The 18,493-nt window shown below is 70.9% G+C and carries 22 protein-coding genes; 12 read left to right on the forward strand and 10 right to left on the reverse strand.

Features of this window, described 5'->3' with window-relative positions:
- Positions 1-6: 6 nt before the first annotated feature.
- A complete protein-coding gene (locus ACFV0T_RS09550) occupies positions 7-777 on the reverse strand; it encodes a class I SAM-dependent methyltransferase (RefSeq protein WP_385776279.1) in 771 nt (256 codons plus the stop codon).
- A 100-nt stretch (positions 778-877) separates the two neighbouring features.
- Between ACFV0T_RS09550 and ACFV0T_RS09555 the strand changes: the two genes are divergently transcribed.
- Positions 878-1,507: a CGNR zinc finger domain-containing protein gene (locus ACFV0T_RS09555; RefSeq protein WP_385776281.1), complete on the forward strand. Its 630-nt coding sequence runs from the start codon at positions 878-880 to the stop codon at positions 1,505-1,507.
- Here the strand turns inward: ACFV0T_RS09555 and sodX are convergent.
- Entirely contained in the window at positions 1,411-1,845 is a 435-nt protein-coding gene (sodX, locus tag ACFV0T_RS09560; RefSeq protein WP_385776283.1) for a nickel-type superoxide dismutase maturation protease, read from the reverse strand. The genes ACFV0T_RS09555 and sodX overlap by 97 nt on opposite strands.
- A gap of 145 nt (positions 1,846-1,990) precedes the next feature.
- Between sodX and sodN the strand changes: the two genes are divergently transcribed.
- The 4 genes from sodN to ACFV0T_RS09580 all read left to right on the forward strand — a co-directional run bounded on the left by sodN (position 1,991) and on the right by ACFV0T_RS09580 (position 4,187).
- Positions 1,991-2,386 carry a superoxide dismutase, Ni gene (gene sodN / locus ACFV0T_RS09565; RefSeq protein ID WP_356142172.1) on the forward strand — a complete coding sequence of 132 codons (396 nt, stop codon included), beginning with the start codon at positions 1,991-1,993 and terminating at the stop codon, positions 2,384-2,386.
- Between the two features lie 194 nt (positions 2,387-2,580).
- Entirely contained in the window at positions 2,581-2,973 is a 393-nt protein-coding gene (locus ACFV0T_RS09570; protein WP_385776286.1) for a helix-turn-helix transcriptional regulator, read from the forward strand.
- 10 nt (positions 2,974-2,983) lie between these two features.
- Entirely contained in the window at positions 2,984-3,400 is a 417-nt protein-coding gene (locus ACFV0T_RS09575) for a VOC family protein (RefSeq protein ID WP_385776288.1), read from the forward strand.
- Between the two features lie 40 nt (positions 3,401-3,440).
- Positions 3,441-4,187 (forward strand): VOC family protein, encoded by a 747-nt coding sequence (locus ACFV0T_RS09580; protein ID WP_385776328.1) that lies wholly within the window; start codon positions 3,441-3,443, stop codon positions 4,185-4,187.
- Between the two features lie 61 nt (positions 4,188-4,248).
- Here the strand turns inward: ACFV0T_RS09580 and ACFV0T_RS09585 are convergent, their stop codons facing one another.
- From ACFV0T_RS09585 to ACFV0T_RS09600, 4 genes are all read right to left on the reverse strand, one after another.
- Positions 4,249-4,581 (reverse strand): DUF952 domain-containing protein, encoded by a 333-nt coding sequence (locus ACFV0T_RS09585; protein ID WP_385776289.1) that lies wholly within the window; start codon positions 4,579-4,581, stop codon positions 4,249-4,251.
- Positions 4,582-4,625: 44 nt separating this feature from the next.
- Entirely contained in the window at positions 4,626-4,883 is a 258-nt protein-coding gene (locus ACFV0T_RS09590) for a hypothetical protein (protein WP_385776291.1), read from the reverse strand.
- A 169-nt stretch (positions 4,884-5,052) separates the two neighbouring features.
- Positions 5,053-6,174 (reverse strand): family 2 encapsulin nanocompartment cargo protein polyprenyl transferase, encoded by a 1,122-nt coding sequence (locus ACFV0T_RS09595; RefSeq protein ID WP_385776294.1) that lies wholly within the window; start codon positions 6,172-6,174, stop codon positions 5,053-5,055.
- Between the two features lie 112 nt (positions 6,175-6,286).
- Positions 6,287-7,693: a family 2B encapsulin nanocompartment shell protein gene (locus ACFV0T_RS09600; protein ID WP_385776296.1), complete on the reverse strand. Its 1,407-nt coding sequence runs from the start codon at positions 7,691-7,693 to the stop codon at positions 6,287-6,289.
- Between the two features lie 221 nt (positions 7,694-7,914).
- Between ACFV0T_RS09600 and ACFV0T_RS09605 the strand changes: the two genes are divergently transcribed.
- Complete coding sequence (locus ACFV0T_RS09605) at positions 7,915-8,811, forward strand: 1-aminocyclopropane-1-carboxylate deaminase/D-cysteine desulfhydrase (protein ID WP_385776298.1); 897 nt, start codon at positions 7,915-7,917, stop codon at positions 8,809-8,811.
- Positions 8,812-8,820: 9 nt separating this feature from the next.
- Here the strand turns inward: ACFV0T_RS09605 and ACFV0T_RS09610 are convergent, their stop codons facing one another.
- Positions 8,821-10,419, reverse strand: a complete 1,599-nt coding sequence (locus tag ACFV0T_RS09610; RefSeq protein WP_385776300.1) for a Na+/H+ antiporter — start codon at positions 10,417-10,419, stop codon at positions 8,821-8,823.
- 61 nt (positions 10,420-10,480) lie between these two features.
- Here ACFV0T_RS09610 and ACFV0T_RS09615 point away from each other — a divergent pair, with 61 nt between their 5' ends.
- The 3 genes from ACFV0T_RS09615 to ACFV0T_RS09625 all read left to right on the forward strand — a co-directional run bounded on the left by ACFV0T_RS09615 (position 10,481) and on the right by ACFV0T_RS09625 (position 12,533).
- Positions 10,481-10,741, forward strand: coding sequence for a UBP-type zinc finger domain-containing protein (locus ACFV0T_RS09615; RefSeq protein ID WP_385776302.1), 261 nt, complete (start codon positions 10,481-10,483; stop codon positions 10,739-10,741).
- A 272-nt stretch (positions 10,742-11,013) separates the two neighbouring features.
- The gene (locus ACFV0T_RS09620; protein ID WP_004925829.1) at positions 11,014-11,427 is read left to right on the forward strand and encodes an anti-sigma regulatory factor; all 414 of its coding nucleotides are present in this window, start codon (positions 11,014-11,016) and stop codon (positions 11,425-11,427) included.
- Entirely contained in the window at positions 11,424-12,533 is a 1,110-nt protein-coding gene (locus ACFV0T_RS09625) for an RNA polymerase sigma factor SigF (RefSeq protein WP_385776304.1), read from the forward strand. Before ACFV0T_RS09620 ends, ACFV0T_RS09625 begins: the two co-directional genes overlap by 4 nt.
- A gap of 3 nt (positions 12,534-12,536) precedes the next feature.
- Here ACFV0T_RS09625 and ACFV0T_RS09630 read toward each other — a convergent pair whose 3' ends face one another.
- Positions 12,537-13,022 (reverse strand): hypothetical protein, encoded by a 486-nt coding sequence (locus ACFV0T_RS09630; protein ID WP_385776306.1) that lies wholly within the window; start codon positions 13,020-13,022, stop codon positions 12,537-12,539.
- 116 nt (positions 13,023-13,138) lie between these two features.
- Between ACFV0T_RS09630 and ACFV0T_RS09635 the strand changes: the two genes are divergently transcribed.
- Both ACFV0T_RS09635 and ACFV0T_RS09640 read left to right on the forward strand, forming a co-directional pair.
- Positions 13,139-14,107, forward strand: a complete 969-nt coding sequence (locus ACFV0T_RS09635; protein WP_385776308.1) for a diacylglycerol/lipid kinase family protein — start codon at positions 13,139-13,141, stop codon at positions 14,105-14,107.
- Positions 14,108-14,426: 319 nt separating this feature from the next.
- Positions 14,427-14,684 carry a WhiB family transcriptional regulator gene (locus ACFV0T_RS09640; RefSeq protein ID WP_006142322.1) on the forward strand — a complete coding sequence of 86 codons (258 nt, stop codon included), beginning with the start codon at positions 14,427-14,429 and terminating at the stop codon, positions 14,682-14,684.
- Positions 14,685-14,945: 261 nt separating this feature from the next.
- Here ACFV0T_RS09640 and ACFV0T_RS09645 read toward each other — a convergent pair whose 3' ends face one another.
- Together ACFV0T_RS09645 and ACFV0T_RS09650 are read right to left on the reverse strand one after the other, a co-directional pair.
- Positions 14,946-16,412 (reverse strand): sensor histidine kinase, encoded by a 1,467-nt coding sequence (locus tag ACFV0T_RS09645; protein WP_385776330.1) that lies wholly within the window; start codon positions 16,410-16,412, stop codon positions 14,946-14,948.
- Between the two features lie 329 nt (positions 16,413-16,741).
- A complete protein-coding gene (locus ACFV0T_RS09650; protein WP_385776310.1) occupies positions 16,742-17,389 on the reverse strand; it encodes a TetR/AcrR family transcriptional regulator in 648 nt (215 codons plus the stop codon).
- Between the two features lie 191 nt (positions 17,390-17,580).
- On the opposite strand from ACFV0T_RS09650, the gene nagB reads away from it, so the two are divergent.
- Complete coding sequence (gene nagB / locus ACFV0T_RS09655) at positions 17,581-18,366, forward strand: glucosamine-6-phosphate deaminase (protein WP_385776312.1); 786 nt, start codon at positions 17,581-17,583, stop codon at positions 18,364-18,366.
- Positions 18,367-18,493: the final 127 nt, after the last annotated feature.

Here is an 18,493-nt window from a genome sequence, read left to right on the forward strand (position 1 = left end):
GGTGGCCTACTTGAGCGCGAGCAGCAGGGTGTCCGACGGGGAGCACCACACGGGGCGGGCCTCGCCGAAGCCCTGCTCGCGCAGCACGCGCGCGTGCCACTGGGGGGACGGCATCTCTCCGTCGGCGTGTTCGCCGTAGATCTCGAAGCGGCGGGCGGTCGGCCCGGCGAGGACCGGGTCCCGGCCGGCCAGCTGCCACCACTCGGCCCAGTCGAGGGCACCGGAGTTCCTGGCCTGATCCATACGGATGTGACGCCGCGCGCGCTCGGCCGCGTTGATTCGGGGCGTGCTCTCGTCGATCATGTGGTCCGCGTTCATGAAGACACCGCCGTCGCGGACGAGTTCCGCGACCTGACCGTAGAGGGCCGCGAGGGGTTCGCTGTGCAGCCAGTGGAGGGCGGTGGCGGTCAGTACGGCGTCGTACGAGTCGTACGGCAGCTTCGCCGGCCAGTCCGGGTCCTTCAGGTCGGCCGTGACGAGGCGGACCCGTTCGTCGCCCGCGAAGGTGCCCTCGGCGATGGCGAGCAGCGCCGGGTCGAGGTCGACGCCGGTGCTGGTGGCTCCGGGGAAGCGGGTGAGCAGCCGGGCGGTGATGCTGCCCGTGCCGCAGGCCAGGTCGAGCACGCGCGGTGTGGTGCCGACGAGCGCCTCGACCATGTCGAGCATGATCCGGAAGCGTTCCTCCCGGTCGGGCATGTACCACTCCTGCTGCCGGTCCCAGCTCTCCTGCCAGGCCGGCCAGTCGGCACCGGTCGTAGTCGTGTCCGCGTCCGTCATCGCACCCTCCACCGCGCACCGCAACGTAATACCCTGAAAGCTTGACCGGCTGTTACCCGATCGCAGACACGACCATAGAGCGCCCTCGTAAGGACTACAAGTGGAACTGGCCTATTACTCGGACTACGCCGTGCGTCTCGTCAACAGCGAGGAACCGGCCCGGGGCAAGGACTCGCTGACCTCGGTCGAGGCCGTCCGCGACCTCTTCGGCGTCAACCAGTCGGCGGGCCGCCGCGCCACCGACGCCGACGTCACGCGCTTCCGCTCGGTGCGCGGCCGGCTGCGCGCGGTCTTCGAGGCGGCGGACACGGGCGACGAGACCCTCGCCGTGGACCTGCTGAACTCGCTGCTCCTGGAGTTCCCGGTGAGTCCTCAGATCTCCGGGCACGACTTCCGCGACGACGACGGCCGCCCGCTGTGGCACATGCACCTGGCGGACCACCCGTCGAACGCGACTGCGGGCTACGCCGCCATCGCCGCGATGGGGCTCGCCTTCCACCTCACCGAGTACGGCGTCGACCGCCTCGGGCTGTGCGAGGCGGTCCCCTGCCGCAACGCCTACCTGGACACCTCGACCAACCGCTCCCGGCGCTACTGCTCCGACCGCTGCGCGACCCGCGCCAACGTGGCCGCCTACCGTGCCCGCAAACGCCTGGAGGCCGACCGGTCGGAGAGGACGGGCCTGGCCGCCGAGAGCGCCCAGCGCACCAGTGCGAGCGGCGAACGCTGATCGGGTTTGCGCGGCCTGAACCGCAGCCGGGCCCGGCCCAGGACCAGTTCGTCGGGCACGGCCCCGTAGTCCGTGCTGTCGCCGCCCGCGTACGGGTTGTCGCCCAGCACCCACCAGCCGCCCTCGCGGCGCTCCGCGGCGCGCTTGACGACGAGCAGGTCCTGTTGGAACGGATGGCGTAGAACCACGATGTCACCGGGCCTGATCCGGCCCCGGTGCTGCACCACCAGCACATCCCCGTGATACAGCGTCGGCACCATCGACGGCCCGGTCACCTCGGCCACCCCGAAGGGCTGGCCCGTCCTCCCGCGCTCGGTCTCCTGCGACAGCTCCGGCATCACCCGGCACCTCCCCGGTTCATCCTCCACCAGTCTCAGTCTGACCCCGGACTTTTGTCCTAAGCCCATGGGGGCACTCGCGAAAACCCGTCCGCCAGGGAGTAATGTCCCACCTGAGAAGACGATCACGAGGAAGGAACGCTCCATGCTTTCCCGCCTGTTTGCCCCCAAGGTGAAGGTCAGCGCGCACTGCGACCTGCCCTGCGGTGTGTACGACCCGGCCCAGGCCCGCATCGAGGCGGAGTCGGTGAAGGCTGTCCAGGAGAAGATGGCCGCCAACGACGACCCGCACTTCCAGGCCCGCGCCACGGTCATCAAGGAGCAGCGCGCCGAGCTCGCGAAGCACCACGTGTCCGTGCTGTGGAGCGACTACTTCAAGCCCCCGCACTTCGAGAAGTACCCCCAGCTGCACCAGCTGGTCAACGACACCCTCAAGGCCCTGTCGGCCGCCAAGGCCTCGACGGACCCGAAGACCGGCGAGAAGGCGCTCGAGCTCATCGCCGAGATCGACAGGATCTTCTGGGAGACGAAGAAGGCCTGATCCTCGATCAGGCGCCCCTTCGACCCGCGACCTCCTTGATCGCGGCGTCTGCCGCACCGCACCCGGTCCACCCGGGGCACCATGTCCGGTGTCCGGGACGGATCGGGTGCGGTGCTGTCCGGGCGGTGTCCGGTGCCCGCCCGACCGCCCCCGCGCCCGGCCGGTCGGGCGGGGGGCTGTGCCATGCTGGTGTGGTGGGTCTGGAGGATCTGGTACGGCTGCGGCAGGCGCGTGACCGCATGGACCGTGAGTACGCCGAGCCGCTCGACGTGGGCGCGCTCGCCCGCACCGCGCTGATGTCCCCCGGGCACTTCCAGCGCAGCTTCCGGGAGGCGTACGGCGAGACGCCCTACGCCTACCTCATGACCCGCCGCATCGAACGCGCCAAGACCCTGCTGCGCCGCGGCGACCTCACCGTGACCGAGGTGTGCCTAGCGGTCGGCTGCACGTCTCTGGGGTCCTTCAGCTCCCGGTTCACGGAACTGGTCGGCGAGACCCCGAGCACGTACCGGGCCCGCTCGCACGAGAGCGGCGCGCAGATCCCGCCGTGCGTGGCGCGCACCTTCACCCGCCCCAGACGACCTTAGGTTCGAGGCCATGGACCTGAAACTCAAGCAGTGCTTCCTCGCCGTCGACGACCACGACAAGGCGCTCGCCTTCTACCGTGACGTCCTGGGCATGGAGGTCCGCAACGACGTCGGCTTCGAGAACATGCGGTGGGTGACCATCGGCTCGCCGCTCCAGCCGGACGTGGAGATCGTGCTGGAGCCGCCGGGCGCGAATCCGGACGCCTCCCCCGCCGACAAGGAGACCATGGCCCGGCTGCTGGCCAAGGGCATGCTGCGCGGGGTCATCTTCACCACCGTCGACTGCGAGGCCCTCTGCGAGCGCGTGCAGGAGGCCGGCGTCGAGGTTCTCCAGGAGCCCATGGACCAGCCGTACGGGGTGCGCGACTGCGCGTTCCGCGATCCGGCGGGCAACCTGCTGCGGTTCATCGAGCGGCCGCGGGACTGACCACGGCCGGACGGCGGTTGCCTACGATCACGTCATGAGCATGAGCATCCGCTGGACGTACGCCTTCGTGGACCGGCCCACCGCGCATCTCGATCGGGCATGCGCCTTCTGGACCGCTGTCACGGACACCCAGCTGTCGGAACTGCGGGGCGACCGGGACGAGTTCGTGACCCTGCTGCCGGACGGGGCCGACCCCTGCGTGAAGGCCCAGGGGGTCACGGCGGGCGAGGGCGGCGCCCACCTCGACCTCGCCGTCGAGAACGTGCCGGGGTTCGTGAAGGGGGCGCTGCGGCTCGGGGCGGAGACGGTGGCCGAGCACGAGGGCTGGGCGGTCCTGCGCTCGCCCGGCGGGCAGGTGTTCTGCGCCGTGCCGTGGCACGGTGAGGCGGTACGGCCTCCCGTGGTGCGGGGCAGCCGCCTCGACCAGGTCTGCGTCGACGTCCCGCCGTCCGCGTACGACGCCGAAGTCGCCTTCTGGGGCGCCCTGCTGACCGACTGGGACGCGCTGCCCGGCTCGCTCCCCGAGTTCCACGTGGTCAGGCCGCCCGTGGGGCTGCCGGTGCGCATCCTCCTCCAGCGGCTGGACGAGGAACGCCCCGCCTCCGCCCATCTGGACCTGGCCTGCGCGGACATCGAGGCGACCCGCGCCGAGCACGAGCGGCTGGGCGCGGTGCCCGTGTCCCACGGCCGCCACTGGACGGTGATGCGGGACCCGGCGGGCGGCACGTACTGCCTCACGGGCCGCGACCCGCTGACGGGCGGCCTGCCGCGGCACTCGGGCGGTTAGGCGTGCAGACGGATCGGCGTCGGAGACCGCCGTGACCGGCTGCGGCGGCCGCCCGGTTCCGTCACTCCCAGACCTCCACGTCCACCACGGCGTCCACCGGGATCGGCCCGTACACGTGCGGGAACTCCTCGCCGCCGGGCCGCGGTGCCTCGTACTTCACCGGTACGCCGAGCCGGGCCGGGTCCACGACGAGGACCACCAGGTCGGTGGGGGCGCCGGGGGCGCCGTACAGGAAGTCCGCCACCCGCGGGAGCTGGGCGCGGGTCGAGCAGTGGATGAAGCCCTCCTCGGCGAGGGTGCGGCCACGGGTCGACATCTCGTACGCGCCGACCGCGCGGGCGGCGTCCCACAGACGGCGTTCGGTGATGTGCAGGAGGTACGGGTCTTCGGACATGGGGTCACGCTAGCCCCCGGCCGGGGCCGCTCCGGCCGCCGGGTTCAGGTCTCTCCGGCCGACGGGTTCGCTCGGGCCGACAGGTTCGGGGTGCTCTCGCCGGGGGCGGAGGCGGTCCCCAGAGGCTGGGCTTCCTTGACCGGAACCGGGCCTCCACCGGGGGTGTACGCCCCGCAGTCGGCGTTCCGGCACGATCCGGGACCCCACACCGGTACCCAGGCCCCCAGCGTCTTGTGCCGCCGTACGACGACGGTCTCGACGGCCTGTCCACAGTCGGGGCAGACGGCTGCGTCGCTGTCCATGTCCTCAAGGGTAGGCCGGGCGCGCGCCCGGCGCTTGCTGCGGACCGGGCATGACAGCGGGCCCCGCACACCGTGGGGAAGTGCGGGACCCGCGGGCCGGAGCCTCCGGGGACCGTGCGGGGTCAGGAGCCGCACGGTCCCGGTGCTCCGGGGTTCTCCGGGCCGGCGCTCAGCTGCTGCGCCGGGTCACGTACTCGGCCAGGGCGAGCAGGCCGCCCGCCGACTCGGGTTCGGGGATCGCGCGGGCCAGCTCGCCCATCGCCCGGGACATCCGGTCGGCGGCCTGCGCCTGCGCCCAGTCCCGCCCGCCGGCCCGCTCCACGGCGAGCGCGGTACGCGCTGTCCCCTTGGTGTCCTCCTTGTCGTACGGCATCTCGTACAGCTCGGCCAGTTCGGCGGCGGCCGGTGTACCGGAGGCCAGCGCGGCGACCACCGGCAGCGACTTCTTGCGGGCGGCCAGGTCCGCGCCGGCCGGCTTGCCGGTGCGGTGCGGGTCGCCCCAGATGCCGATCACGTCGTCGATGAGCTGGAAGGCGAGCCCGGCCTCGCGGCCGAACAGGTCCAGCGCCTCGACGTCGTCGTCGGCCGCTCCGGCGTAGAGCGCGCCGATGGCGCAGGCGCACCCCAGGAGCGCGCCCGTCTTGGCCTCGGCCATGGCGAGCACCTCGTCGAGGGTGACCTCGGCGGGAGCGCGCCGCTCCAGGGCCGTGTCCGCCTGCTGGCCGGCGCACAGTTCGACCACGCAGGCCGTGAGCCGGGCGACGGCCGTCCCGGACGCCGGATACGGATCCTCGGCGAGCAGCCCGAGGGCCAGTGCCTGAAGGGCGTCCCCGGCGAGGATGGCGTCGGCGTCGCCGAACACCGTCCAGGCGGTGGGCCGGTGCCGACGCGTGGTGTCGCGGTCCATCACGTCGTCGTGCAGCAGCGTGAAATTGTGGATCAGCTCCACCGCGGCGGCCGCCCGTACCGCTCTCGCCCGTGCGGCCGGGCCGCCGAGCGCGGCGGCCGCGGTGAGCACGAGCGCGGGACGTATCGCCTTGCCCGCGTGGGCCGCCGCCGGTGTGCCGTCCGCGTGCTCCCAGCCGAAGTGGTAGAGCGCGATCCGGCGCATGGAGCCGGGCAGCGAGTCGAGTGCCGCGCGCAGTTCGGGGTCGACCGAGGACCGTGCACGCTCCAGGATCGCCGCCGCCTCCTGCCCGTCGGACGAGACGGACCGGCCGGCCCTGGGGATCGCGATGGGCGTCCGCCTTTCGAACGTCTCGGTTCTCCGCCGTGTCGTGGACTCGGTCATGGCCTCCCCCTCGCAGAGTCGGCGGACGGCGGCGCTTGCGCTCCGTCAGGGCACCTATTCCTCAGGTGTACCCGCCCTGACGGGCGGGGACACGACAGGCCGACGGGGAAGGTCACCGCCAGCGGCCGATCTCGACGTTCTCCAGGACGCCGAGCGCGTCCGGCACCAGGACCGCGGCCGAGTAGTACGCCGTCACCAGGTAGTTGATGATCGACTGCTCGTTGATACCCATGAACCGCACCGAGAGACTCGGCTCGATCTCGTCCGGGATGCCGGACTGCCGCAGACCGACGACGCCCTGATCCTCCTGGCCGAGACGCATCGCGATGATGGAGCTGGTCCGGGCCTCGGTGACCGGGATCTTGTTGCACGGGTAGATCGGGACGCCACGCCAGGTGGGGATGCGGTTGCCGCCGACGTCGATCGTCTCGGGAACGAGTCCGCGCTTGTTGAGCTCGCGGCCGAACGCGGAGATCGCGCGCGGATGGGCGAGGAACAGTTTCGTGCCGCGCCGCCTGCTGAGCAGCTCGTCCATGTCGTCCGGACCCGGCACGCCGTCGTGCGGCTGGAGCCGCTGGTCGTATTCGCAGTTGTGCAGCAGCCCGAACTGCCGGTTGTTGACGAGCTCGTGCTCCTGGCGCTCCTTCAACGCCTCGACGGTGAGCCTCAACTGCTGCTCGGTCTGGTTCATCGGCTGGTTGTAGAGGTCGGCCACACGGGTGTGGATGCGCAGCACGGTCTGGGCGATGCTCAGTTCGTACTCGCGCGGCCTGGCGTCGTAGTCGACGAAGGTGTGCGGGATCTCGGGCTCGCCGGAGTGGCCCGCCGCGAGGTCGACGGCCCTCTCTCCGTACTTGTTGGTGTGCTGCTCGGGAGCCGCGCGCAGCCGCCCGATGTGCTCGCGCAGTGAGTCGGCGCGCTCGGCGACCTGGTCGACGTCCTGGCGGGACAGGATCAGCATCGTGCAGGCGGTGTCCGCGCGGGCGGTGTACTCCCAGATGGCGTCCGGGTCGATCAGCGCCGCCTCACCGAAGTACGAGCCGTCGGCGAGCACCCCCAGCACGGCGTCGTCGCCGTACGGGCCCGTGCCGACCTTCTCCACCCTGCCGTGCGCCAGCAGGTACACCTCGTCGGTCTGGCTGCCGAACGAGGCGATCAACTCACCCGGCGCGTACTCCCGTTGCCGGCAGCGCTGGGCGAGCTCGGCGAGCACCTCCTCATCCTCGTAGTCCCGCAGGGCGGGCAGTTCGCCCAGCTCGGCGGGGATGACCTCGACCCGGTCACCTGTCTTCACGAACGTGATACGGCCGTCGCCGACCGCGTAGGTCAGCCGCCGGTTGACCCGGTACGTACCGCCCTGTACGTCCACCCAGGGCAGCATCCGCAGCAGCCAGCGGGAGCTGATCTCCTGCATCTGGGGAGCGGACTTGGTGGTGGTGGCCAGGTTCCGCGCTGCGGCCGTGCCGAGGCTCTGCTGCGGCTTGCCCTGATCCGTGCGGACCTCTTCGCCTACCGACATTCTGAATTGCCCTCCCGGTCATGCACCGGTGCCGATCGCACCGAGCACCGATCTCGCGACCAGCCTTCCATCACGGAGCGTGCCGGTGCTATTACACGAACGAGCGGGAATGGATCACCGTCGCGATGGGCACAGGGAACAGTCCCGCCCGAGACGCGGCCGGCGGCGGCGCGCGGCCGGGCGAAGTGACCCGACCCGTTCACGTGTCCGACAATGGCCGGGTGACCGGCCCCGACGTCCTCGCCTCGCTGCGCCCCCGGCTCCCCTCGCCGTTGCAGGAGGTCGCGGACGCCCGGTTCGCCCGGCACGGCGTCCGGCTGCTCCTCAAGCGCGACGACCTCATCCACCCGGAGCTGATCGGCAACAAGTGGCGCAAGCTGGCGCCGAACCTCGACGCGGCGGCCGGGCGCCCGATCGTCACCTTCGGGGGCGCCTACTCCAACCATCTGCGGGCCACCGCCGCCGCCGGCCGTCTCCTCGGTCTGTCCACGACCGGCGTGGTCCGAGGGCAGGAGCTGGCCGAGCGCCCCCTCAACCCCTCACTGGCCCGCTGCGCGGCCGACGGAATGCGCCTGCACTTCATCGACAGATCGACTTACCGCCACAAGAACGACCCGCGGACCCTCGCCTCGATCCTGCGCGCGGCCGGCGCCGGGGACGCGTACGTCGTCCCCGAGGGAGGCAGCAACGCCGCCGCCGTCCGCGGCTGTGTCCCCCTCGGCGCCGAACTGCGCGGCCGGGCCGACGTGGTCGCCCTCGCCTGCGGCACCGGCGGCACCCTCGCCGGCCTGGCCGCCGGCCTCGCCCCCGACCAGCGCGCCCTTGGCGTACCGGTCCTCAGGGGCGGCTTCCTGACCGCCGAGGTGGGCACGCTCCAGGAGCGCGCCTTCGGCGCCCGCCGCGGCGACTGGTCGCTCGACGACCGCTTCCACTTCGGCGGCTACGCCCGCACCACCCCCGAACTCGACGCCTTCGCCGAGGACTTCGAGCAGCGCCACGGCCTGCCCGTCGAACGTCTCTATGTCGCCAAGTTGCTCTACGGACTTGTCACTCTCGCCGAAGAGGGCCGCCTCCCACCGGGAAGCACCCTCGCGGCTGTGATCACCGGACGGCCGTGACGGGCGCCCTCACGCCGCTTCCCGGTAGGCCGCCGCCTCCTCCAGGTCCAGTCTGCGCAGCAGGGTGCGCAGCATCTCGTCGTCGATGTAGCGGCCGTCGCGCAGCTTCACGAAGACGGCGCGTTCGGCGCTGATCATTTCCCGGGAAAGGCGGCTGTAGGTGTCGTCGATGGTCTCGCCGGTGACCGGGTTGACCTGCCCGAGCCGCTCCCAAACGGCGTTGCGGCGGCGCTCCAGGACCATGCGCAGGCGGTCGGCGAGCGGCGGCGGGAGGGCGTTGCGCTCGTCGGCGAGGAGTTCGTCCAGGCGCCGTTCGGCGGCCCGGGAGGCCTGTGCCTGGGCGTTGGCCTCGGCGAGGGTGGCGGCCTGCGGGTCGGGCTCGGGGAACTTCAGCAGGCGGATCAGCGGGGGCAGGCTCAGGCCCTGCACCACCAGCGTGCCGATGACCGTGGTGAAGGTCAGGAACAGGATCAGGTTGCGCTGCGGGAAGGGGGCCTCGCCGTGGTGCATGGTGAGCGGGATCGAGAAGGCGATGGCCAGGGAGACGACGCCCCGCATGCCGGCCCAGGCGGTGACCATCGCCCCCTTCCAGGTGGGATTCTCCTCCCGGTCGCGGATCCGCGCCGACAGCAGCCGGGGCACGAAGGTCGCCGGATACACCCACACGAACCGGGTCACGACGACCACCAGGAAGAGGGCGGTCGCGTACCAGGCGGCGTCGCTGCCCTCGTACGCCCCGAGTCCGCGCAGGACCACGGGCAGTTGCAGTCCGATCAGCGCGAACACCGCGGACTCCAGGACGAAGGCGACCATCTTCCACACCGCCGTCTCCTGGAGGCGGGTCGCGAAGTCGACCTCCCACGCGCGGTGGCCCAGGTAGAGGGCGACGACGACCACGGCGAGGACACCGGAGGCGTGGAACTGCTCGGCGACCGCGTACGCGACGAACGGGATCAGCAGGGACAGCGTGTTCTGGAGGAGGGGCTCCTTCAGGCGGGTGCGCAGCCAGTGGATCGGCGCCATCAGGACCAGACCGACCCCGACACCGCCGACCGCCGCGAGCAGGAACTCGCCGAAGCCCCCGGCCCAGGTGGCGCCCTCGCCCACCGCGGCGGCGAGGGCCACCTTGTAGGCGGTGATGGCGGTGGCGTCGTTCAGGAGCGACTCGCCCTGGAGGACCGTGGTGACCCTGGACGGCAGCCCGACCCGGCGGGCCACCGCCGTGGCCGCGACCGCGTCCGGCGGCGCCACCACCGCGCCCAGCACCAGCGCCGCCGTCAGCGGCATCTCCGGCACGATCTGGTACACGGCCCAGCCGACGACGAAGGTCGCGAAGAGCACGTAACCCACCGACAGCAGCGCCACGGGACGCAGCTGCGCCCGCAGGCCGAGGTAGGAACTGTCGGTGGCCGACGTGTACAGCAGCGGCGGCAGCAGGAGCGGCAGGACGACGTCGGGATCGAGGGTGTAGTCCGGCACCCCCGGCAGATACGACACCACCAGGCCGACCGCGACCAGCAGCAGCGGTGCCGGCACGGGGGTTCGCCGGGCGGCCGCGGCGATCGCGGCGCTTCCGGCCACCAGCAACAGCAGTGGCATCACGTCCATGGTTCCCGCCCGCCCTCGAATTCCGCGCGGTCGGCCGCGCAGCCGTCGTAATCTGGCAATCATGAAACAGTGCACGCACGCCGACGCGCTGCCGCACCCGGAACCCGACGCGCTCAGCGTCACGTGTCCGGAGTGTCTGGCGGACGGTACGCACCCGGTGCAGCTGCGCCTGTGCCTGACCTGCGGCCACATCGGCTGCTGCGACTCGTCACCGGGCCGGCACGCCACAGGACACCACAAGGACTCCGGACACCCGGTGATGCGGACCTTCGAACCGGGCGAGGACTGGCGTTGGTGCTTCGTGGATCACGTCCTCGTGTGACCCTGGTAGGGCACGTGCCCTACCGTCCGACGGGTACGGTTCGACCGTCTGACGTCTGGGTACGTCAACCCGGCGCGCGCTCTTCCCATTTGGGCCCGCAGACCCCTAGCCACGGAGCGTATCCGTAGGTTTACTATGAGTGACAGCAAGGGGTTGGGGTCCTGGGGACAGCAAAGTCGAGAGCGCGATAGCGTCACCGCTGAACCACACTTCGCGTTACCCCGAGGGGCGACCCTCGGCCCCGAAAAGCTTGTACCACCTTGGAGGTGAGGGTGTCCCAGATCGCAGGCGAGCCCGCGACCCAGGACTTCGTGGAAGTCCGGCTGCCGGCTGCGGGTGCCTACCTGTCGGTGCTGCGGACGGCCACGGCCGGCCTCGCAGCCCGTTTGGACTTCACCCTGGACGAGATCGAGGACCTGCGCATCGCAGTGGACGAAGCGTGCGCGATCCTGCTCCAGCAGGCCGTGCCGGGCTCCGTGCTCAGCTGTGTCTTCCGACTCGTCGACGATTCGCTCGAGGTCACCGTCTCCGCGCCGACCACGGATGGTCACGCTCCGTCACGGGACACCTTCGCCTGGACCGTGCTGTCCGCCCTCGCGGGCAAGGTCTCCTCCGCCGTCGACGAAGACAAGACCGTGTCGATCAGCCTCTACAAACAGCGCGGCGCGGGACCCGGGCCGGCGTGAGGGACGGGGACGGGCCGGTGCGGGACGAAGAACGCGGCACACGGGAGCTGCCGGCCGAGAGCGCTGCTCCGGACGGTTCCCGACGCATGGCGGACGGCATCGACGGAATCCCCGACCAGGCCCGGCCGCATCCGGAGGACGACACCTCGGAGGCCGGATTCCTGGACGACGACGGGCAGCGGGATCGGGAAGGTGCCGTGCAGGGCGCGCCTCGGATGCGGCGGACCGGGGCCTTCCCCGTCCGGGCCGAGGCGAGGGCTCGGGGAAGGGCAACGGGCGGGACGATGAGCGAGCACGAGCGAGACGAGAAGCCGGAGGCGCAGACCGCGCCGCGGGCCACGCACCACGACCCGCAGGACCGCAGCGGAGCTCGGGCCCTGTTCGTCGAACTGCGCGGACTCAAGGAGGGCAGCGCCGAGTACGCAGAGCTGCGCAACCGGCTGGTCCGTATGCACCTGCCGCTCGTCGAACACCTCGCACGGCGCTTCCGCAACCGCGGAGAGCCGCTGGACGACCTCACCCAGGTCGCCACCATCGGCCTGATCAAGTCGGTCGACCGGTTCGACCCGGAGCGCGGTGTCGAGTTCTCGACGTACGCGACCCCGACGGTCGTCGGTGAGATCAAGCGGCACTTCCGCGACAAGGGCTGGGCGGTGCGGGTGCCGCGCCGGCTCCAGGAGCTGCGGCTCGCCCTCACCACGGCGACCGCCGAGCTCTCCCAGCAGCACGGCCGTTCCCCCACGGTCCACGAGCTCGCCGAGAAGCTGGCCATCTCGGAGGAGGAGGTCCTCGAGGGCCTGGAGTCCGCGAACGCGTACTCCACGCTGTCGCTGGACGTGCCCGACACCGACGACGAGTCCCCGGCGGTGGCCGACACGCTCGGCGCGGAGGACGAGGCGCTGGAGGGGGTCGAGTACCGGGAGTCGCTCAAGCCGCTGCTGGAGGACCTCCCGCCGCGCGAGAAGCGGATCCTGCTGCTGCGCTTCTTCGGCAACATGACCCAGTCGCAGATCGCGCAGGAGGTCGGCATCTCCCAGATGCACGTCTCCCGGCTGCTCGCGCGCACGCTGGCGCAGCTGCGGGAGAAACTGCTGGTGGAGGAGTAGCGGCTACTTCCCCGCGTCCCGCTGTCGCGTGTCCTGCTGCCGCGCGTTTCCGGGCCCCCGGATCCCGAGGGCCCGGGTCGTCTCGGCGTTGACGAGCAGGACGAGCGAGGTGACGGCGACGACCGCCAGCGCGATCCCGGCCGGGATCGCCACGCTGTCGGAGCGGAGCAGGTTGTAGGCCACCGGCAGCGCCATGATCTGCGTGATGACGGCCGGGCCCCGGCTCCAGCCGCGCCGGCCGAGCAGTCCGCGGGCGGCGAGCAGCGGCAGCAGCGCGAGCACGATCAGGGTGACTCCGCCGGTGACGGCCTGTCGGCGGTCGTCCGGGGCGCCGGTGAAGCCGAGGACCAGGATCCAGCAGCCCCCGACGAGCAACGCGAGCCCTTCCAGGGCGGCGAGCGCGGCGGCGTACGTCAGGCGCCGCGGGCGGGGACCGGTGGTCTCCGGGGTGGCGGGGGTCCGGGAACTGGCGGGAGTCTGGCTGCTCACCCGAGAAGGGTAGCCCGCACACTTCGGGCGTCCGTGTCGAGCCTCACGTCCCGATCTCTTACCCGATCCCCAACTCGGTGTGGGTCGAGTACCACCCAGTAGGTACGCTGCAACTCATGCGTGCACTTCTCGTGGTCAATCCGGCGGCAACCACCACAAGCGCACGTACGCGCGATGTGCTGATCCACGCTCTCGCGAGCGAGATGAAGCTCGAGGCGGTCACCACCGAGTACCGCGGCCACGCGCGCGACCTGGGCCGGCAGGCGGCGCAGAGCGAGGACATCGATCTCATAGTGGCCCTCGGCGGCGACGGCACGGTCAACGAGGTCGTCAACGGCCTGCTGCACGCCGGCCCCGACCCGGACCGTCTGCCCGGCCTCGCCGTGGTCCCCGGCGGATCGACGAACGTCTTCGCCCGCGCCCTGGGCCTGCCGAACGACGCCGTCGAGGCGACCGGCGCCCTGCTGGACGCACTGCGCGAGGGCCGCGAGCGCACGGTCGGCCTGGGCCTGACCTCCGGTACGCCCGGCACCGACGACGAGTCCGTCCCGTCCCGCTGGTTCACCTTCAACGCGGGGCTCGGCTTCGACGCGGGCGTGGTCGGCCGGGTCGAGCAGCAGCGCGAGCAGGGCAGGAAGTCGACGCACGCGTTGTACGTGCGTCAGGTCGTCCGGCAGTTCTTCGGGGAGCACAGCCGGCGGCACGGCACGGTCACGGTGGAGCGGCCCGGCGAGGACCCGGTCACCGATCTGGTGGTCGCCATAGTCTCGAACACGTCCCCTTGGACGTATCTCGGCAATCGCCCGATGTACACGTCGCCTAAGGCCTCGTTCGATAAGGGGCTCGACGTACTCGGTCTCAGCCGTCTGTCCACGGCCGCGGTTGCCCGGTATGGCACCCAGTTGCTCACTTCGTCCCCGGAGCGGGGACCCTATGGCAAGCATGCGACCTCACTGCACGACCTGGACCAGTTCACCTTGCATTCGAAGGCGCCGCTGCCCCTTCAGATGGACGGCGACCACCTCGGACTGCGTACGAGCGTGACGTTCACAGGCGTACGCCGTGCACTGCGTGTGATTGTGTGAGCGGAACGGGCGAAAGTCCTTTCACTCGAACGTTTAGACCAGGATCCACCCCATGGAAGTACGGCTGTGACCTAGTCGACACCGAGGAATCAAAAAAAACTTTCTGGAAGGGGTTGTATCCGCCGTCGAGGTTTGCGAGTCTCTACGTGGCGATCGGGACGGCCCGCTACATCGGCCTCCACAGATCACCGGAACCCCTCTTCAAATCCAAGGACCACGCCAGCGAACCTGGCGGGCGGCCCTTCACTTGTTGAGGGATTCGTGAAAGCGTTCACATTCACAAGCAACTTGCACGTAATACCAAGGAGAGGTAGCAGCCATGGACTGGCGTCACAACGCCGTTTGCCGCGAGGAAGACCCCGAGCTCTTCTTCCCCATCGGCAACACCGGTCCTGCGCTGCTGCAGATCGAGGAAGCCAAGGCCGTCTGCCGTCGCTGCCCCGTTATGGATCAGTGTCTGCAGTGGGCGCTCGAGTCCGGTCAGGACTCCGGCGTCTGGGGTGGTCTCAGCGAGGACGAGCGTCGCGCCATGAAGCGCCGCGCCGCCCGCAACCGGGCTCGTCAGGCTTCCGCCTGACAACAGCCACCCCGCTAACAGCCTGAGCTTGGCGGCGCGTACAGCGCGTACGCATCTCCCGCCCCCGAGCCGCAGCGCGCAGTACCCCCGATGCGCTTAGCAAGAGCAGCAACGAGCTTTCGGCCCCGGACCACTCAGTGGTCCGGGGCTCAATGCTGTACGGGGCGGCCGGTGTTGCGGGAAGTGGCCGGCGTTGTACGGAAGTGGGCGGCCCTGGGGAGGCGACCGGCGCCGCACCAGGGGGCCGGCCTGGCACCCCGCCTACTTCTGCCCCCGCACCGGAATGTCCAGGATCACCCGGGTGCCACGCTCCGGAGCCGGGACCATGTCGAAGCTTCCCCCCAACTCCCCCTCCACCAGAGTCCGTACGATCTGGAGGCCGAGGTTGCCGGAGGTGTGCGGGTCGAAGCCCTCGGGCAGACCGACGCCGTCGTCCTGGACGGTGACGAGCAGCCGGGCCTCCTTCGTCGTGCCGCCGCGGACCGCGGAGACCTCGACCGTGCCGGTTTCGCCTTCACGGAAGCCGTGTTCAAGGGCGTTCTGGAGGATTTCGGTCAGCACCATCGACAGCGGCGTGGCGACCTCCGCGTCCAGGATGCCGAAGCGGCCGGTGCGCCGGCCGGTGACCTTGCCCGGGGAGATCTCGGCGACCATCGCGAGGACGCGGTCGGCGATCTCGTCGAACTCCACCTTCTCGTCCAGGTTCTGAGACAACGTCTCATGCACGATCGCGATCGAACCGACCCGGCGGACGGCCTCCTCCAGCGCCTCACGGCCGCGCTCGGACTCGATGCGCCGGGCCTGGAGCCGGAGCAGGGCGGCCACCGTCTGGAGGTTGTTCTTCACCCGGTGGTGGATCTCCCGGATGGTCGCGTCCTTGGTGATCAACTCGCGCTCGCGGCGGCGCAGTTCCGTGACGTCACGGAGCAGGACCAGCGAACCGATGCGGGTGCCCTTGGGCTTGAGCGGGATCGCGCGGAACTGGATCTCACCGTCGTGGGCCTCGATCTCGAACTCGCGCGGCGCCCAGCCGCTGGCGACCTTGGCCAGCGCCTCGTCCACCGGACCCCGGGTCGGAGCGAGTTCGGAGGTGATCTGTCCCAGATGCTGGCCGACGAGGTCGGCGGCGAGACCCATCCGATGGAAGGCCGACAACGCGTTCGGGGACGCGTACTGCACGATGCCGTCGGCGTCGAGGCGGATCAGGCCGTCCCCGACGCGCGGCGAGGCGTCCATGTCGACCTGCTGGTTCGGGAACGGGAAGGTGCCGGCCGCGATCATCTGCGCCAGGTCCGAGGCGCTTTGCAGATAGGTGAGCTCCAGACGGCTCGGGGTACGGACGGTGAGCAGGTTGGTGTTGCGGGCGATCACCCCGAGGACGCGCCCGTCCCGTCGTACGGGGATCGACTCGACCCGGACGGGGACCTCCTCGCGCCACTCCGGGTCGCCCTCCCGCACGATCCGGCCCTCGTCGAGGGCGATGTCCAGCATGGGACGTCGGCCCCTCGGGACGAGGTGGCCGACCATGTCGTCCTGGTACGAGGTGGGCCCGGTGTTGGGCCGCATCTGGGCGACCGAGACGTACCGGGTGCCGTCTCGGGTGGGGACCCACAGGACCAGGTCGGCGAAGGAGAGGTCGGAGAGCAGCTGCCACTCCGAGACCAGCAGGTGGAGCCACTCGAGGTCGGAGTCGTCGAGGGCCGTGTGCTGGCGTACGAGTTCGTTCATGGAGGGCACGTGTGCGAGCGTACCCGGCGGTTTGTACGGGTCCTAAAACACCCGCGGGCCGCGGCGCCTGGGAGGGACCCTCAACCCTCCCGGCACCGCAGCCCGGAGCAATATCGGCCACGGGGTGTGCGGTCCCGATCGGCCGAAGGATGAGGATGCCGGGGCAGTCAGGGCAGAGAGCACCGGATCCTCGGTCCGCTCTCCTGTGCGGGGAGGGCGGAGGCTCGTTGTGTTGTCAACCGTCCTACGCATTCTGGACTAGACCACTAGGTGTGTCCATGCGTCGGAGACTGTTTGTTTTCGGCGATGTCCGGTTGACCCCTGGAAGCCTAGCCCGCGCGGGTCCACCCGCGGGACCAGATGGCCATGGCAATTTCCGCGACCGCCTCCAGTTCCTCCCGGCTCGCCCCGTCCCGGGCCTGCTGGGACATGCCCTGGACGACAGCGCCGGTGTACCGGGCGAGCGCCGCGGCGTCGACGTCCGCCGGCAGTTCCCCTACCGCCACGTCCTGTCCGATCCGGCTCTCCACGGCGGCGATGTCGGCGACGCGACGGGCGCGCAGCGACTCCGTCACCTCCGGGCTCGCGCAGTTCGCGGCCGCGTGGCGGACCAGGCAGCCGCGCGGGCGGCCGGGCAGCGTGTAGGCGACGGCGGCCTCCCGCAGGATCCGCGCGACGGCGGCCCGGGCGGTGGGTTCCTCGACGAGGGCGCGCTCGCCGAAGGAGCCGTAGCGCGTCGCGTACGCGTCCACGGCCTCGGCGAACAGCGTCCGCTTGTCGCCGAAGGCCGCGTACAGACTCGGGGCGCCGATGCCCATGACGCGGGTGAGGTCGGAGACGGAGGTCGCCTCGTAGCCGTGCTCCCAGAAGGCCATGACCGCCTTCTCCAGGGCGGTCGCCCGGTCGAAGGAGCGGGGGCGGCCGCGGGGCTTGATCACCGGCCCGGCCTGCGTCTTCGTCTCCTCGCCGTTCACCATGGAGCGCATTTTATAGCGCATGCTAGAGAAATGTCGGCGGTCTGCCCCGGTATCCATTCCGCCATGACCGCTGGATAGAGATCCCGCCTGGGAGCGAGGGTCCGACTCTGTTAGATTGGTCTAAACCACATAGACCCCTCAGAGATCTTCGAAGCCCCCTCTTCAGCTCTCTCCAGAACGGCAGGCCCAACGTGGAAGTTGTCATCGTTCCGGACGCCGAGTCGGGCGGCGAGCTCATCGCCGAGTCCATGGCGCAGCTCCTGCGACGCAAGCCCGACGCGCTGCTCGGCGTGGCCACCGGCTCGACGCCACTGCCCATCTACCAGGCGCTGACGGCGAAGGTCCGCTCCGGCGCCGTGGACGCCTCCCGGGCGCGGATAGCCCAGCTCGACGAGTACGTGGGGCTGCCCGCCGACCATCCGGAGTCCTACCGCTCGGTGCTGCGTCGCGAGGTGCTGGAGCCGCTCGGGATCGGGATGAGCGCGTTCCTGGGGCCCGACGGCACGGCCACGGACGTGCAGGGGGCCTGCGAGGCGTACGACCGGTCGCTGGCCGGGGCCGGCGGTGTGGACCTCCAGCTGCTCGGGATCGGGACCGACGGGCACATCGGGTTCAACGAGCCCTGTTCCTCGCTCGCCTCGCGCACCCGGATCAAGACGCTGACCGAGCAGACGCGGGTGGACAACGCGCGCTTCTTCGACGGCGCCATCGAACAGGTGCCGCATCACGTCATCACCCAGGGCATCGGCACCATCCTCGAGGCGAGGCACCTGGTGCTGCTCGCGACCGGTGAGGGCAAGGCGGACGCGGTCGCCGCGACCGTCGAGGGCCCGGTCGCGGCGGTGTGCCCGGCCTCGGCGCTCCAGCTCCACCCGCACGCGACGGTCGTCGTCGACGAGGCCGCCGCGTCCAAGCTGAAGCTCGCGGACTACTTCCGGCACACCTACGCGAACAAGCCGGACTGGCAGGGGATCTGACCAACCCCTCGGGTACGGGACTCCCGGGTGCGACACCCCGGGGTACGACACCTCCGGTACGGGTCTCGCGGCCGAGATCCCCCGGGTCGGGGCGCTCGGGCGCGGGACCCCCCGCCCCCCCCCCCCC

Source organism: Streptomyces sp. NPDC059582 (assembly GCF_042735715.1).
Lineage (GTDB): Bacteria > Actinomycetota > Actinomycetes > Streptomycetales > Streptomycetaceae > Streptomyces.